The sequence below is a fragment of the Roseococcus sp. GW821-FHT12F05 genome, from assembly GCF_058806835.1.
Genome location: NZ_JBXAQB010000014.1, coordinates 47,822 through 61,458, shown reverse-complemented (window position 1 = coordinate 61,458; position 13,637 = coordinate 47,822). Strand labels below are relative to the sequence as shown.

Annotated in this window: 11 protein-coding genes; 5 read left to right on the top strand and 6 right to left on the bottom strand. The window is 72.5% G+C overall.

Features of this window, described 5'->3' with window-relative positions; all coding sequences use genetic code 11:
• From AC1ROY_RS26040 to AC1ROY_RS26030, 3 genes are read left to right on the top strand one after another with little or no spacing between them, the layout of a single operon-like run.
• Positions 1-1,836 carry an ABC transporter permease gene (locus AC1ROY_RS26040; protein ID WP_493151832.1) on the top strand — a complete coding sequence of 612 codons (1,836 nt, stop codon included), beginning with the start codon at positions 1-3 and terminating at the stop codon, positions 1,834-1,836.
• Complete coding sequence (locus AC1ROY_RS26035; protein ID WP_493151831.1) at positions 1,833-2,588, top strand: ABC transporter ATP-binding protein; 756 nt, start codon at positions 1,833-1,835, stop codon at positions 2,586-2,588. Before AC1ROY_RS26040 ends, AC1ROY_RS26035 begins: the two co-directional genes overlap by 4 nt.
• Positions 2,588-3,289 carry an ABC transporter ATP-binding protein gene (locus tag AC1ROY_RS26030; RefSeq protein ID WP_493151830.1) on the top strand — a complete coding sequence of 234 codons (702 nt, stop codon included), beginning with the start codon at positions 2,588-2,590 and terminating at the stop codon, positions 3,287-3,289. Before AC1ROY_RS26035 ends, AC1ROY_RS26030 begins: the two co-directional genes overlap by 1 nt.
• Here the strand turns inward: AC1ROY_RS26030 and AC1ROY_RS26025 are convergent.
• Together AC1ROY_RS26025 and AC1ROY_RS26020 are read right to left on the bottom strand one after the other, a co-directional pair.
• Positions 3,286-4,455, bottom strand: a complete 1,170-nt coding sequence (locus AC1ROY_RS26025) for a hypothetical protein (protein WP_493151829.1) — start codon at positions 4,453-4,455, stop codon at positions 3,286-3,288. The genes AC1ROY_RS26030 and AC1ROY_RS26025 overlap by 4 nt on opposite strands.
• Positions 4,452-5,372 (bottom strand): hypothetical protein, encoded by a 921-nt coding sequence (locus AC1ROY_RS26020; protein ID WP_493151828.1) that lies wholly within the window; start codon positions 5,370-5,372, stop codon positions 4,452-4,454. Before AC1ROY_RS26020 ends, AC1ROY_RS26025 begins: the two co-directional genes overlap by 4 nt.
• Positions 5,373-5,568: 196 nt before the next feature.
• On the opposite strand from AC1ROY_RS26020, the gene AC1ROY_RS26015 reads away from it, so the two are divergent.
• Complete coding sequence (locus tag AC1ROY_RS26015) at positions 5,569-6,891, top strand: bifunctional heptose 7-phosphate kinase/heptose 1-phosphate adenyltransferase (protein WP_493151968.1); 1,323 nt, start codon at positions 5,569-5,571, stop codon at positions 6,889-6,891.
• A 9-nt stretch (positions 6,892-6,900) separates the two neighbouring features.
• Here AC1ROY_RS26015 and AC1ROY_RS26010 read toward each other — a convergent pair whose 3' ends face one another.
• Together AC1ROY_RS26010 and AC1ROY_RS26005 are read right to left on the bottom strand one after the other, a co-directional pair.
• Positions 6,901-9,117 carry an ATP-binding protein gene (locus AC1ROY_RS26010; RefSeq protein WP_493151827.1) on the bottom strand — a complete coding sequence of 739 codons (2,217 nt, stop codon included), beginning with the start codon at positions 9,115-9,117 and terminating at the stop codon, positions 6,901-6,903.
• A gap of 310 nt (positions 9,118-9,427) precedes the next feature.
• Entirely contained in the window at positions 9,428-10,831 is a 1,404-nt protein-coding gene (locus AC1ROY_RS26005; protein ID WP_493151826.1) for a transglycosylase SLT domain-containing protein, read from the bottom strand.
• A 213-nt stretch (positions 10,832-11,044) separates the two neighbouring features.
• Here AC1ROY_RS26005 and AC1ROY_RS26000 point away from each other — a divergent pair, with 213 nt between their 5' ends.
• Complete coding sequence (locus tag AC1ROY_RS26000) at positions 11,045-11,443, top strand: hypothetical protein (RefSeq protein WP_493151825.1); 399 nt, start codon at positions 11,045-11,047, stop codon at positions 11,441-11,443.
• On the opposite strand, the gene AC1ROY_RS25995 is transcribed toward AC1ROY_RS26000, so the two are convergent.
• Together AC1ROY_RS25995 and AC1ROY_RS25990 are read right to left on the bottom strand one after the other, a co-directional pair.
• The gene (locus tag AC1ROY_RS25995) at positions 11,444-12,814 is read right to left on the bottom strand and encodes an amidase (protein ID WP_493151824.1); all 1,371 of its coding nucleotides are present in this window, start codon (positions 12,812-12,814) and stop codon (positions 11,444-11,446) included.
• On the bottom strand, positions 12,811-13,632 hold the full coding sequence (locus AC1ROY_RS25990) for an IclR family transcriptional regulator (RefSeq protein WP_493151823.1): 822 nt from the start codon (positions 13,630-13,632) through the stop codon (positions 12,811-12,813). Before AC1ROY_RS25990 ends, AC1ROY_RS25995 begins: the two co-directional genes overlap by 4 nt.
• Between the last annotated feature and the right edge of the window lie 5 nt (positions 13,633-13,637).

The following is a 13,637-nucleotide window of genomic DNA, read 5'->3' as shown; positions in this document are numbered from 1 at the left end:
TTGCTGGAAAACCTGCTGGTCCAGGGGCTGAGCGGGCTGGCCTCCGCCTCCTCGCTCTTCCTGGTCGCCTCCGGGCTGACGGTCATCTTCGGCGTCACGCGCATCGTGAACTTCGCGCATGGCAGCCTCTACATGCTGGGCGCCTACCTCTCCTGGACGCTGGTGACGAACCTGCCGCGCGGCCATCTCGGCTTCTGGGGCGGGGTGCTGGTGGCGGCGCTGATCGTGGGCGTCATCGGCATGCTGATCGAGGTGCTGCTGCTGCGCCGGATCTACAAGGCGCCGGAGCTGTTCCAGTTGTTGGCCACCTTCGGCGTGGTGCTGATCGTGCAAGACCTCGCGCTGATGATCTGGGGACCGCAGGACCTGCTCGGCCCACGCGCGCCCGGGCTGCGCGGCGCGACCGAGATCCTGGGCGTCCGCTTCCCGCTCTATGAGTTGTTCCTGATCTGCGTCGGGCCGGTGGTGCTGGCCCTGCTCTGGCTGCTCTTCAACCGCTCGCGCTGGGGCACGCTGGTGCGCGCAGCGACGGCGGATCGCGAGATGGTCGGCGCGCTCGGCGTGAACCAGCGCATGCTCTTCACGACGGTCTTCTTCCTGGGCTCGGTGCTGGCCGGGCTCGGCGGCGCGCTGCAGATCCCGCGCGAGAGCGTGAACCTGCAGATGGACCTCGCCGTCATCTCGGAGGCCTTCGTGGTGGTGGTGGTCGGCGGCCTCGGCTCGCTGCCCGGCGCCTTCCTCGCGGCGCTGCTGATCGGGGAATTGCAGGCCTTCGGCATTCTCATCTTCCCGCGGATCACGCTGGTCCTGGCCTTCCTGGTGATGGCCGTGGTGCTGGTGATCCGCCCGCACGGGCTGCTGGGCCGCGCGCCCTCGGCATCGCACGGCGCGGCAACCATTGAGCCGCCCTACCCGCCGGCGTCGCCTTGGCTGCGGCGGATCGGCCTGGCCGCGCTGGTGCTCGCCGTGGTCGTGCCTCCCTTCCTCGGCGACTACGCGCTGATCGTCTTCACCGAGATCGCGATCATGATCCTCTTCGCGGCGAGCCTGCACTTCATCATGGGCCCGGGCGGCATGGCGAGCTTCGGCCACGCCGCCTATTTCGGCTTCGGCGCCTATGGCGCGGCCCTGCTGCTGCGGCATTTCGCCGCACCCATGGAGGTCGGGCTGCTGGCTGCGCCCTTCGCCGCGGGTCTGGGCGGCTTCGTCTTCGGCTTCTTCTGCGTGCGGCTTTCCGGCGTCTATGCGGCCATGCTGACGCTCGCCTTCGCGCAGATCGCCTGGTCCACCGCCTTCCAATGGGTCGAGCTGACCGGCGGCGACAACGGCATCCTCGGCGTCTGGCCGAGCGCCTGGGCGCAGTCGAAGCTGGTCTACTACTACCTTGCGCTGATCTTCTGCGTGGCGGCGACGCTGCTGTTGCGCCGGGCGATCTTCGCGCCCTTCGGCTACGCGTTGCGCGCCGGCCGCGACAGCCCGCTGCGCGCCGAGGCCATCGGCATCGACGGCTTCCGGATCCGCTGGGCCGCCTTCGTCCTGGCGGCTGTTGCGGCGGGCATTGCCGGCGGGCTTTTCGCCTATGCCAAGGGCAGCGTCTTCCCGACCTATATGAGCATCTCGCGCTCCGTGGACGCGCTGCTGATGGTGCTGCTCGGCGGCGTGCAGACGGTGAGCGGGCCGATCCTCGGCGCGCTGGCCTACACCTGGCTGCACGAGCAGCTCATGCGCGCCTTCGATCTGTGGCGATTGTTCCTCGGCGCAATCATCCTGGCGCTGGTGCTGTTCTTCCCGCAGGGGCTGGCGGGCGCCTTGCAGCGCGGGGAGAAGCGGTCGTGACGCTGGAGGTCCGCGACCTACATAAATCCTTCGGTGGCGTGCAGGCCGTTTCCGGTGTGTCGCTGAGCGTCGCGGCCGGCGAACTGCTCGCGCTGATCGGCCCGAACGGCGCGGGAAAGTCCACCTGCTTCAACATGCTGAACGGTCAGCTCCGGCCCGACCGAGGCACGGTGAAGCTGAAGGGGCAGGACATCACCAGCCTGGCCCCGCGCCGCATCTGGCGGATGGGTGTCGGCCGCACCTTCCAGATCACCGCGACCTTCGCCTCCATGTCCGTGCTGGAGAACGTGCAGATGGCGCTGCTCAGCCACGCGCGCCGCCTCTTCGACATCTGGAATCCCGTCGCCAAGGAGGACCCCGCCCGAGCCATGGCGCTGCTGGACCGTGTCGGCATGTCCGCCCAGGCTGCGCGGCCCTGCGGCGTGCTGGCCTATGGCGACCTCAAGCGCGTCGAGTTGGCCATCGCGCTGGCCAACGACCCTGCGCTCCTCCTCATGGATGAGCCCACCGCAGGCATGGCGCCCGCCGAGCGCGTGGCGCTGATGGAACTCACCGCCAACATCGCCCGCGAGGGCGGCATCGCGGTCCTCTTCACCGAGCACGACATGGATGTCGTCTTCGCCCATGCCGACCGCCTGCTGGTGCTCGACCGCGGCAAGCCCATCGCCGAGGGCATCCCCGCCGAGGTCCGCCGCGACCCCCGCGTGCGCGAGGTCTATCTCGGCACCGGCGCCACGCACGGCTACACCTGATGCTCGAGGTCCGCGATCTCCACGCCCATTACGGCCGCGCCCATATCCTCCAGGGCGTGACTCTCGCTGCGCGCGAGGGCGAGGTCCTCGCGCTGCTCGGCCGCAACGGCGCGGGAAAGAGCACGACCATGAAATCCGTCATGGGCCTGGTGCGTCCCACCTCCGGATCCGTGCGCTTCTGCGGCGAGGAACTCGCCGGCCGTGAGCCTTTCGAGATCGCCCGCCGCGGCATCGGCTACGTGCCGGAGGAGCGCCGCATCTTCACCGAGCTCTCCGTGATGGAGAACCTGGAGGTCGGCCGCATGCCGGCCCGCGACGGCATCCCCCCCTGGACACCCGAGCGCGTCTTCGCCCTCTTCCCGAGCCTCGGTAACATGCGCGCCCGTGCCGGCGGGCGCATGAGCGGCGGCGAGCAGCAGATGCTCACCATCGGCCGCACGCTGATGGGCAACCCGCTCCTCATCCTGCTCGACGAGCCGAGCGAGGGCCTGGCGCCGGTCATCATCGAGCGCATGGCCGAGGCCATCCTGGCCCTGAAGCGGGACGGACTGACCGTGCTGCTTAGCGAGCAGAACCTGCACTTCGCGCGCCTCGTCTCCGACCGCGCCTGCGTGCTGGAGAAGGGCGCGATCCGCTGGGAAGGCAGCATGGAAGCGCTGATGGCCGACGAGGCCGTCCGCGCACAGTACCTCACCGTCTAAAGGCGGGCCTCGAGCACACGCCCGACGAAATGCGTGATGCCGCGCTGCCAGGCCCAGGCGATGACCACCGGCGTGTCGGCGCCCAGCAGCACCACGCGCGAACGGTCGGCGGGCAGCGCGGCATCCCACGTCGCGCGCGCCGCACCATCGCCCGACAACAATTCGGGCCGGAAGCGCAGCCGCAGCATCGGCAGGTCCAGCCGATGCGCCGGCAGGAGCGGCAGCAGCGCCGGCTCCATCTCGTCCAGCCCGAGCCGCCAGCCGCGGCGCTGCGACAGGTCGCGCACCAGCGCGAAGCCCGCGGGGTCGGCGAGCAGCTCCTCCGCCGGCACGCAGACCACCAGGTGGCCCCGCCCCTGCGGCCCCAGCACGGCGTCGAGTCGCAGGAACTCCACCTCCGTCACCGCGCCCAGGCCGAGCGGGAGGCAGGCCGCGCCCAGGGCCCGCGCCTCCTGCGGCCGGGCCAGATCCGCCAGCATCCGTCGCTCCGCGGCGTGGCGGAACCGGCGCGCATAGCCGGGCGTCGTGGCCAGCGACCGGCCCGGCAGCAGAGCCGCCGCGACATCCGCCACATGCGGCCGCAGCTCCGTCCAGACCGGTTGCGCCTGCTCGTCGCCCGAGGCCAGCCGCCACACCGTCTGCCGCCGCAGGAATGAGGCAAGGTTCGAGGTCGCCAGGGCTCGCAGCGCTGCATCCGTCTCGGCACCCGAGGGCGGCGGCGATCCGGGTGCAGGATCGGGTGTCGGCAGCGAGGCACCATCGAGACCAAGCGCCGCCTCGACCAGCGTGAGCAGACGCGCTGCCTCGGCCGGCAGCCGCAGCGTGGGCAGCAGGGTGTCCGCCGCGATCTCCGGCATCAGGCGGGACAGGCTGCGCCGCACCTCCTCCAGATGCTCGCCCGGCGGGGGCGAGAGCACGGCGAGGTCGCCGCCGGGCAGCTCGTAGAGCCGCGCCCGCGTCGGGCGCAGCACTGGGGTCAACGCCTCGCGCACCATGCGCAGGTGGCGCGGCTCGCGCAGCCGCCCGGGCAGCAGCGAGAGCCGCAGGTACAGCGCCCGCCGCTCGACGCCGGAGGTCACGCATTCGCGCGCCAGCGTCGCCAGCGCCATGGCGTCGCGCATGGGTGCGCTGCCGTCCCAGGCGAGGTCCGCCGCGGCGAAGCTCATGACGCGACTCCCTCGTGCAGGATGCCCGGCGCGCGGCACCAGCCCGGCGCCGTTCGGCCGAGCGCGATCAGCAGGTCCGGCCTGTGGCTGGGCGCCGCCGCGCCGGCGGGCACGGCCCAGGCCAGCCCCGGCGCCGCCACCCAGTCCAGCGCGCGTGCATCGGTCGCGACCAACCCCACCGCCCAGCCGGCGGCGCGCAGCCCGGCCTCGATCGAGGCGAAACGTGCGGGATCGGCGCGCGAGGGGAGCGGCAGCAGCGCGATGGGCCGGTTCGGGTCGTCCGGCGCCCCGCCCCGCAAGGGCGCCCCGCCCGGAAGTCCCGCTCGGGGCAGGTCGAGGATCAGCCGCAGGCCGGGCCGCAGCGCCGGCAGCTGGCCCCGCTGCGCTGGGTCGGCGAGCACGGCCAGCAGGCGGCGGCAGAGCCATTCCCGCGCCAGCGCCTCCAGCTCGGCATCCGGGAGGCCCAGCGGGGCCGGCCCAAGCCGTTGCGCCACGGCGCGATGTCCGGTGCCTTCGGCGAAGAGGGTCAGGCGGGCGAAGTCCGCGACGGCCATGGTCGCGCATCGCGCCTCCAGCTCGGCGAGGCTGGGGACGGCCTCGGCGGCCAGGGCATCGCGGCAGCGCGCCTCGGCCTGGTCCCGGTCGGCGGGAAGGGACCAGGATTCCGACGCCTGCCCCGTGAGCTCCGCGATCATGCGTCCGGCCCGATGTCCCGGCGCGGCCTGGGCGCCCAGCAGCAGGTCACCGCCCGGCAAGGCGAGCACCTGGCCGCCGCCCAGCACCGCCGCCTCCTGCAGCAGCGCTCTCGCCACCCGACGTCCCGCGAGCGGTCCTCGGGCGGGGCTGAACAAGGCCAGGCCGCCCTCCGGCACCGCCGCCAGGGCCGTCCGCCAATCCGATGCGAGGGGGAATTCCATGATGTCCGCGGCCCTTTCTGCGCCACGGCCCATCCTGGATCGCCAATGCTTAACGAAGCTTGATGACGAAACCTTAGCTGCCCCTGTCACATTTTATTGCGGCAATCCATGCCATGCGCTACGCCGTTACCCGATGCCAGTGCGCCCCCCTTCGCCCGTCCGCGACGCGGCGACCCCCGCCCAATTGTCGGACGCGGTGCGGGGCTTGGCGCGCGGTGCCGTCCTTGTCGTCGGCGACGCCATGGTGGACCGCTATGTCTACGGCACCGTCGACCGGGTCAGCCCCGAGGCGCCCGTGCCCATCCTCACCGTCGAGCGGGAGGTCGCGCTGCCGGGCGGCGCGGGCAACGTGGTGCGCAACCTCACCGCCCTCGGCGCCGCCGTCGCCTTCGTCTCGGTGGTTGGCGACGATCAGGCCGGCAGCGACCTCACCGGCCTGATCGGCGGTCAGCCGCGCGTCGAGCCCTGGCTGCTGGTCCAGGGCGGCCGCACCACCACCATGAAGACGCGCTTCCTCTCCGGCGGCCAGCACCTGCTGCGCACCGACCGCGAGCAGTCCGCGCCCATCCATCCGCGCCTCGCCGACCGTCTCGTGAAGATCGCCTCCGACGCCGTGGCCGCCACCACCACCCTTGTCCTCTCCGACTACCGGAAAGGCGTGCTGGCGGGCGACATCCCGGCCCGTCTCATCGCCTCCGCCCAGGCCGCCGGCCGCCGGGTCGTGGTGGACCCCAAGGGTGGCGACCATGGCCGCTTTGCCGGGGCCGACCTCATCATCCCCGAGCCCGACGAGCTCGCCGGCGCCACCGGACTGCCCGTGCATGACGAGGCCAGCGTGGCCGCTGCGGCCAGCGCGCTGCGCCGGATGCACAATTTCGGCGCCGTGCTGGTGCCCCGCGCCCCCGACGGCCTGACCCTGCTCGAGGTCGAGGCTGACGGCAGCGAGACCATCCGCCATTTCCGCGCCGAGGCCTCCGAGGTCCATGACCCCGCCGGCGGCGGCGACGCCGTGGTCGCCGTGGTGGCCGCCGGCCTTGCGACCGGCCTCTCGCTGGCCTCCGTCGCGCGGCTGGCCGCGCTCGCGCTCGGCATCGTCAGCCGCAAGTCCGGCATCGCGCCTGTCCGGGCGGAGGAACTGCTGGAGGGTCTGACGCCTGGCCGCAGCGCGGCGCGCAAGCTCGTCTCCCTGCCGCTCGCCGCCGAGGTGATCGAGCGCTGGAAGCATCGCGGCTGGCGCATCGGCCTGCTGCAGGTGAACGGCAAGCCCTGCCCGCCCGCTCTGACCGAGCAGGCCCGCCGCTGGTGCGACCGGCTGCTCGTCGGCGTGGCCGACGAGGGCGAGACGGCCGACCGCTTGGCCGAGCGCCCCGAGGTGGATCTTGTCGCGATCGGTGCCGACCGCGGCGGCGAGGAGCTGCTGCGCCTGCTGCGGCCCGACGTGCTGGTCGCCAACGACGTCGATGCCGAGCTCGCCGCGCTGCTCCGCGAATGGGGCGGCGAGATTCGCGCCACCGGCTGAACGCCGGATTTAACTCTCCAGCACCTCGCGCAGCTTCCGGGCCAGCTCCTGCCGCCGATAGGGCTTGGTCAGCAGCTGGACGCCGGGGTCCAGCCGGCCGTTATGGACCACGGAATTCTCCGTGTAGCCCGAGGTGTAGAGCACCTTCAGCCCCGGTCGCACCTCCAGCGCCAGCCGCGCCAGATCCGGCCCGGAGAGGCCGCCCGGCATCACCACGTCGGTGAAGAGCAGGTCGATCCGCCGCTCGCGGTCGTGCACGATGTGCAGCGCCTCCGCCCCGCTCGACGCCGAGAGCACCGTGTAGCCCAGCGCCTTCAGCTCGCCGGTGACGTGCGAGCGCACGAGGTCGTTGTCCTCCACGGCCAGCACCACCTCGCCGGCGCCCGCCGCCGGCGCGGGCCGGGCGGGCTCGGCCACGAGCGGCGGCACATCGGCGCGCGGCAGGTAGAGCTTCACCGTGGTCCCTTGGCCGAGCTCCGAGTAGAGCTTGATGTGCCCGCCCGTCTGCCGGACGAAGCCGTAGACCATGCTGAGGCCGAGCCCCGTGCCTTTGCCGACCTCCTTCGTGGTGAAGAAGGGCTCGAAGACCTGCGCGAGGATCTCGGGCGCCATGCCGGTGCCGCTGTCCGACACCGCGACCATCACATAGTCGCCGGGCTGCACCTCCGCATGCTGGCCCGCATAGGCCTCGTCTAGATGGGTGCAGCTCGTCTCGATGGTCAGCGCGCCGCCGGACGGCATGGCGTCGCGCGCGTTGAGCGCGAGGTTGAGCACGGCCGATTCCAGCTGCGCCGGATCCACCATCGCCGGCCACAGGCCCGGGCTGAGCATGATCCGGTACTCGATGTGCTCGCCGAGCGTCCGCCGCAGCAGCCCCTCCATGCCGAGCACCAGCCGATTGCCGTCAACGGCCTGCGGCGCCAGGGGCTGGCGCCGCGCGAAGGCGAGCAGGCTGCGCGTGAGCTCCGCCCCACGCTCCGCGGCGATGACCATGGATTGCGCGAGCTCGCGCGACTCGGGCCGGTCCGCCAGGTCGTCCACCAGGAACTCGGCATTGCCGAGGATGACCGTCAGCAGGTTGTTGAAGTCGTGCGCGATGCCGCCGGTGAGCTGGCCCACCGCCTCCATCTTCTGCGACTGGCTGAGCCGCCGGTTCAGCTCCGCGATGGAATCGTGCTGCCGCTGGATCGCCTCCGCAGTGCGGTTGAGCTGGTTCATGAGCCCACCGAGTTCGCCGCGCGGATGCGGCTGAGGGATGCGCGCCTGCAGGTCGCCCGCCTCCAGCCGCGCCGCCATGGTGCCGATCCGCAGGACCTGCCGGCGGATCGCGATCTCGGCCAGCAGCCAGACGCCGAGCACGAGCATCACCGTGACGGCCGCCAGGGCCGCGATCTCCTCGATCAGCCGCTGGTCGGCCGGGCCGGTGAGGGCGCTGGTCGGCCGGCCGATCAGCAGGTACAGCCCCGGCCCCTCGGTGACGTTCACGCTGGCGGTCGCCCAGATGCGGTCGGTGCCGTCGAGGGCCTCCACCTGCCCGGCGCCGCCGTTCGGATAGGCCCTGGCGAAGGCGAAGAGCGGCTCGCCCGTGATGCGCGCGCCCTGGCGATCCGAATTGGCTTCGAGCGGCAGCCAGGTCAGCACCGTGCCATCTGCGGTGAGGAGCAGCATGTCGGTGCCCGGCGTCAGCCGGTCCTGCAGGAAGCGGTTCAGGTCGAGCGAGGCGAGCAGGACGAAGGAGGGCAGCCCGTCCCGAGGGGGAGCCGCGAAGGCGATCTGCAGCACGGCAGCACCGGTGAGGCGCCCGAAGGCGGGCTCCACCGCCAGGGTGCCGGGGTTGGCGACCGCGCGCTGGAAGTAGCGGCGGTCGCGCAGGTCGAGGTTGCGGCGGGTCGCCAGCGAATCGCAGAAGAGCTGGCCGTTCGGCCGGATGGTGAGGATGCCCGTGTATTGCGGGTGCTCCAGCAGCACGGCGGCAAGGAAGGCCGAGCAGGCGTCGCGGTCCGTCGTGTCGAGGTCACGCGCGCGGGCGAGGCCGTATTCCAGCTGGGCGGTGCCGCGGATGCGCTCGTTCAGCGCGGCAGCGGCGGCATTGGCCTCGATGGTCAGCTCAGCGGTGGCAAGGCGGATCGCCTCGCCGCGATCGCTGACGAAACGGACGCCGATCAGACCAACGGGGAGCAGGGCGGCGCAGAGGACCAGCAACAGCAGGCGGGTTCTGATACTCATGCCTGAGCTTCCCCGTATTCCCTGTCCACGAGGCAGTCAGGAATGGTTCGGGCCGGCCCCGGTTCTGGAAGGGATGCGACGACTGTTCGATTCCTCGGTACCGCCGGAATGGCTTCGGCGGCGCATTTTCGGCGAATTCACTTCGACTTTTGTCGAATGTTACCGAGGATAAACACAGCCGGCAATGGCACAGGGCGAAAATTTCGCCGATTGGTTGCAGGCGATCAGACAGCGCCACGCGGGGCGCATTTGTGCTGGACGCGACAGGAATTGGCCTCCGGCGGGACAAAGCCCGCCGTGCCCGCAGATCTCAGTCGGGCGAGATCACATTGCAGCCGTTGCGGCCGCGCAGCCGGTCACAGGCCTGCTGGGCGCCGCCCTGGCTGAGGCCGGTGACGCGGGCGCGGAACAGGGTCGCGCGGCCGACCGAGACGGGCATCACCAGCACGCGGCCGCCGATGCTGCTCTGCGCGCCCTGGGCCGCCGACCGCGCCTGGTCCGGCGAGGTGAAGGCGCCGACCTGGACGCCCCAGGCGCCGCTGGTGGCGACGGCGGGACGGAAGCCGGAGGGAAGCGTGCTGGCCTGGGCGCTGCCGATGAAGCCGAAGCGGGAGCCGCCCGGCTGGGCCGCCACGGGCGGACGGCCGGCCACGAGCTGCGGCGCGGGGCGCGGCGACTCGGCGCGGGCGGCGCTTTCGGCGAGGCGGGCGGCGCCTTCGGGCGTGGAGCCGTCGGGGATGGGATCCATGCGCGCGACGATGATCCGGTCGCCGATGATTTCGCCGCCCATCGGCGTCGCCGTGCCGGCGGCGCGGGCGTTGCTCTCGGCGATGCGGGCCGCGCCCTCGGGCGTGGAGCCGTCGGGGATCGGCATCATGGCGACCACGCCGGGACCACCGGGCACCAGGCCGCCGCCCGTGGAGGCGAGGCTGCTGTAGTTGGTGCTCCGCGTCGGCGCGGCGGAGGCCATGCGGACGGGCGCGATGTTCGCCTCGGCCGGCGGCAGCGAGGCGTATTGCGCGTTCTGCTCGCGGATCGAGCGGGCATCGGCCAGGGCGGCGCGCATGGAGGCGTCCATGCGGCGCGGGCCCGCGGGCACGTTCAGCGGAATCTCGGCGGCGGCGTAGACCTCGGCCGGGGCGCGGCGCACCGGGCTCGAGCGGATCACGTTGGGACCGACCCGGGCGACGTAGTTGCGCGTCTCGGTCGGCAGGCCGCGGTTGTTGTAGAGATAGTCCTCGAGCCGCCGCGGGCCGGCATTGTAGGCGGCCAGGAAGGCGGGCGAGCCGTAGAGGTCGTACATCTCGCGCAGATAGGCGGCGCCGGCCATCAGGTTGTCGTAGGGGTGGTAGGGATCGTCGCCGAGGGTGTGGCGGCGCTGCAACTCGCGATAGGTGCCGGGCATCACCTGCATCAGGCCCATGGCGCCGACCGGCGAGGTGGCGCCGGCGCGGCCACCGGATTCCTGCCGCATCACGCTGCGGATCCAGGTCTCCGGCACGTCGAAGCGGCGGGAGGCCTCGCGGATCCAGGGGCCCCAGGGGTCGCTCGGCGGGCCGGGCGGATCATAGCTGCGGGACTGGTGGTAGCTGCGCGAGGAGGTGACGGGGCCGCCCTGCGGCGTGGAGCCGCAGGCGGCGAGCATCGCCAGAACGCCGAGCGCGGCCAAAGGTCGGACGAGCCGAGCGCCTCGGCGCAGGACGATGACTTGCATTCCCCAGAAACTCCCCCTGTCGCCGCGAACAAGGCGCCCAGCACCACCCCCATGGAACCGGACGCCGCAGCGAGAAAACCGAGCCGCGCAGCGGGCATGGCTGACCCAGACCCTACCGTCGGCGTGATCAGACGATCAAGCAAAGAAGTCCGTTCTAAGGCAAGTGTCTCTTCCGTGATGGCGAAAACCCGGGACATGCGGCATGATGGCCACATGTCCCCTTTCGTTCGCATGAGCGCGCGCATGACCGCCCTGGCCCTCGCCGTGGCCGCGGCGAGCTGCGGCGTGTCCGGCCCGCAGCGGCCCGCCACGCCGGACGAGGTCGCCGCTCCCCTGGTCACGCCGGCCACGGAGCGCGGCGTGGTGGTCGGCCTGCGCCCGCTGGCCGCGCCGCCGGCCTCGGAGTCGCGGCAGCGGGCGATGGCGCAGATCCTGCGCGTCTCGACCGGCGCCGGCCCGGCGGTGCCTACCTCGGCGGTCGAGGTGGTCGTGCGGCTGGAGCGCGGCAACCGGGACGTTGCCTTCGTGCGCGGCGCTGACGAGGGCTTCCGACTAGGCCAGCGCGTGACGCTCAGCGGCGGCGACCATCCGGAGCTGCAGCGCGGCGGCTGATCAGCCCGCGAGGCGCTTCGCGATCTCGAAGAGCAGCGGCTCCGTGCCGTAGCGGCCGACGAGCTGCACGCCGACCGGCCGTCCATCCGGATGCGGGGTGCCCGGCACGTTGAGGCCGGGATAGCCCACCGCATTCACCCAGGTGGAGAAGACGTTCATCGCGCGGGGGTGGCCGGGCCTGCCGTCGATCTCGCGCGGGAACTCGTCCTCGGCGGGCCAGGCAGGGGCGGCGGCGCTGGGCATCAGCAGCGCGTCGTAGTCGCCCCAGGCCGAGGAAACGTCGGCGCGGAAGGCGTTCAGCCGGTCCACCGCATCGACCAGCGCGGGGATGGTGAGCGCGAAGCCGCGCTCGGCCATGGGGCGCAGGGATTCGCTGGAATCCGTGGCCCAGCGCTCCGGGAAGCAGCTGGCCATGCGGGCCACTCCGGCGGCGGGGATGGCGCTCCAGATGTCGCGGATGGCAGCGAGGTCGTAGGGCGGCGCGGCCGGCGCGACCTCGCAGTTCAGGCCGGCTAGTCGCTCTGCCGCCTCTTCCACGGCGCGGCGCACGAAGGGATCCACCAGCTCCTCGCCATAGGTGTTGAGCCAGCCCACGCGGAACACCCCGTTCGCGGCGATCGGCGGATCGGCCGGCAGGCGCTGCGAGGTCGGGTCGCGCGGATCGGGCCCGCCGAGCGTGGCGTAGAGGAGCTCCACATCCTCCACCGTGCCGGCGATGAGGCCGATGGCCTGGAAGTCCATCGCCATCGGCGGGAAGCCCCAGCGCCGGGGGATGCGCCCGTTCGAGGGACGCAGGCCCACGAGCCCGGTGTAGCTCGCCGGCAGGCGCGTGGAGCCGCCGGCATCGGTTGCGATGGCCAGCGGGATCATCCCCGAGCTCACCGCCGCCGTGGCCCCGCCGCTGGAGCCGCCGGGCGTCAGGCGATGGTCCATCGGGTGGCGCGTGTGGCCGGTGATGGGGCTGAAGGTGCGGCCGGAAAGCGCGAATTCCGGCGTGCTCGTCTTGCCGAGGATCACGGCGCCCGCCGCGCGCAGCCGCTCCACCACGATGTCGTCGCGATCGGGCACGTGGTCGCGGAAGAAGGTGCTGCCCCAGCGCGCGGGCATGTCCTTCACGAAGAGGTTGTCCTTCACGCCGACGGGAATACCGTCGAGCGGGCCGAGGCGGCGCCCGGCCCTTTGGCGCGCATCGGCCTCGGTGGCGGCCGCGCGGGCCTGGTCGGGCGCGAGATGCGCCCAGGCGTGCAGCGCGCCGTCCAGGGCCTCGATGCGCGCGAGGCTTTCCGCCAGCAGCGCGGTCGGCGTGACCTCGCCGGCATCGAGGCGGGCGGCCATGCTCGCGGCGCTCTCGCGCGGATACGTCGTGCTCATGACCAGTCTCCAGCGGGTTCGGGATGGGCTTCGCGCGCCAGCAGCGTGACGAGGGCGCGGCACTCGCGCGTGAGCAGGGCCGCGACGCGCTCCAGCCGCTCGGGCCTGAGCCGTTCGGAGATCGCGACGATGCAGAGGGACGCCGCGGGAATGTTCCCGCCGCCGAAGGGCACGGCCACGCCGCGGTAGCGCGCGACGAAGCGCCCGGTGGTGACGGCGTGGCCCCGCCGGCGCGACGCTTCGAGTTCCTCCCGCACGCGCTCGGGCGTGAGGCGATAGCGCGGGTAGCGCGCGGCATTGGCCGCGATCGCCTCGTCGCATTCGGCCGGCGTCATCGCGGCGAGCACCGCCAGCGCGCCGGCGCCCACGCCGAGCGGCCGGCGGTTGCCGATCTCGAGCGGCAGCGCCTTGATCGGGAAGCTGCCCTCGCAGCGGTCGAGGCACAGCGCGTCCTCGCCGCTGCGGATGGTGAGGTAGGTGGAATCGCCCGTGGCCTCCGCGAGCCGCTGCAGCGCCGGCTGGCACAGCTTGCGCAGGTCGAGCCGCGGCGAGGCGGCCAGCCCGAGTTCGTAGAGCAGCGGCCCGGGACGATAGGCGCGGCTGGCCGCGTCCTTCGCCAGCAGATCCTCCTCCACCAGCGCCTGGAGCATGCGGTGTGCGGTGGAGGGCACCAGCCCCGTCGCCGCGGCGAGCCCCTGCAGCGAGGCGCCGCCGCCGCGCGCCGCTGCGATCTCACGCAGCAGCGCCGCCGTGCGGTGGATGGTCTGGGCGCCGTCGCGGCTGCGCGGGGCGGCGCGTCTCGGTCGATTATCTTCCACTATAT

Coding starts and splice junctions, on each gene's coding strand:
- AC1ROY_RS26030 (WP_493151830.1), top strand. CDS start 2,588: ATGCTCGAGGTCCGCGATCTCCACGCCCATTACGGCCGCGCCCATATC.
- AC1ROY_RS25995 (WP_493151824.1), bottom strand. CDS start 12,814: ATGAGCACGACGTATCCGCGCGAGAGCGCCGCGAGCATGGCCGCCCGC.
- AC1ROY_RS26010 (WP_493151827.1), bottom strand. CDS start 9,117: ATGAGTATCAGAACCCGCCTGCTGTTGCTGGTCCTCTGCGCCGCCCTG.
- AC1ROY_RS26020 (WP_493151828.1), bottom strand. CDS start 5,372: ATGGAATTCCCCCTCGCATCGGATTGGCGGACGGCCCTGGCGGCGGTG.
- AC1ROY_RS26025 (WP_493151829.1), bottom strand. CDS start 4,455: ATGAGCTTCGCCGCGGCGGACCTCGCCTGGGACGGCAGCGCACCCATG.
- AC1ROY_RS26005 (WP_493151826.1), bottom strand. CDS start 10,831: ATGCAAGTCATCGTCCTGCGCCGAGGCGCTCGGCTCGTCCGACCTTTG.
- AC1ROY_RS26000 (WP_493151825.1), top strand. CDS start 11,045: ATGTCCCCTTTCGTTCGCATGAGCGCGCGCATGACCGCCCTGGCCCTC.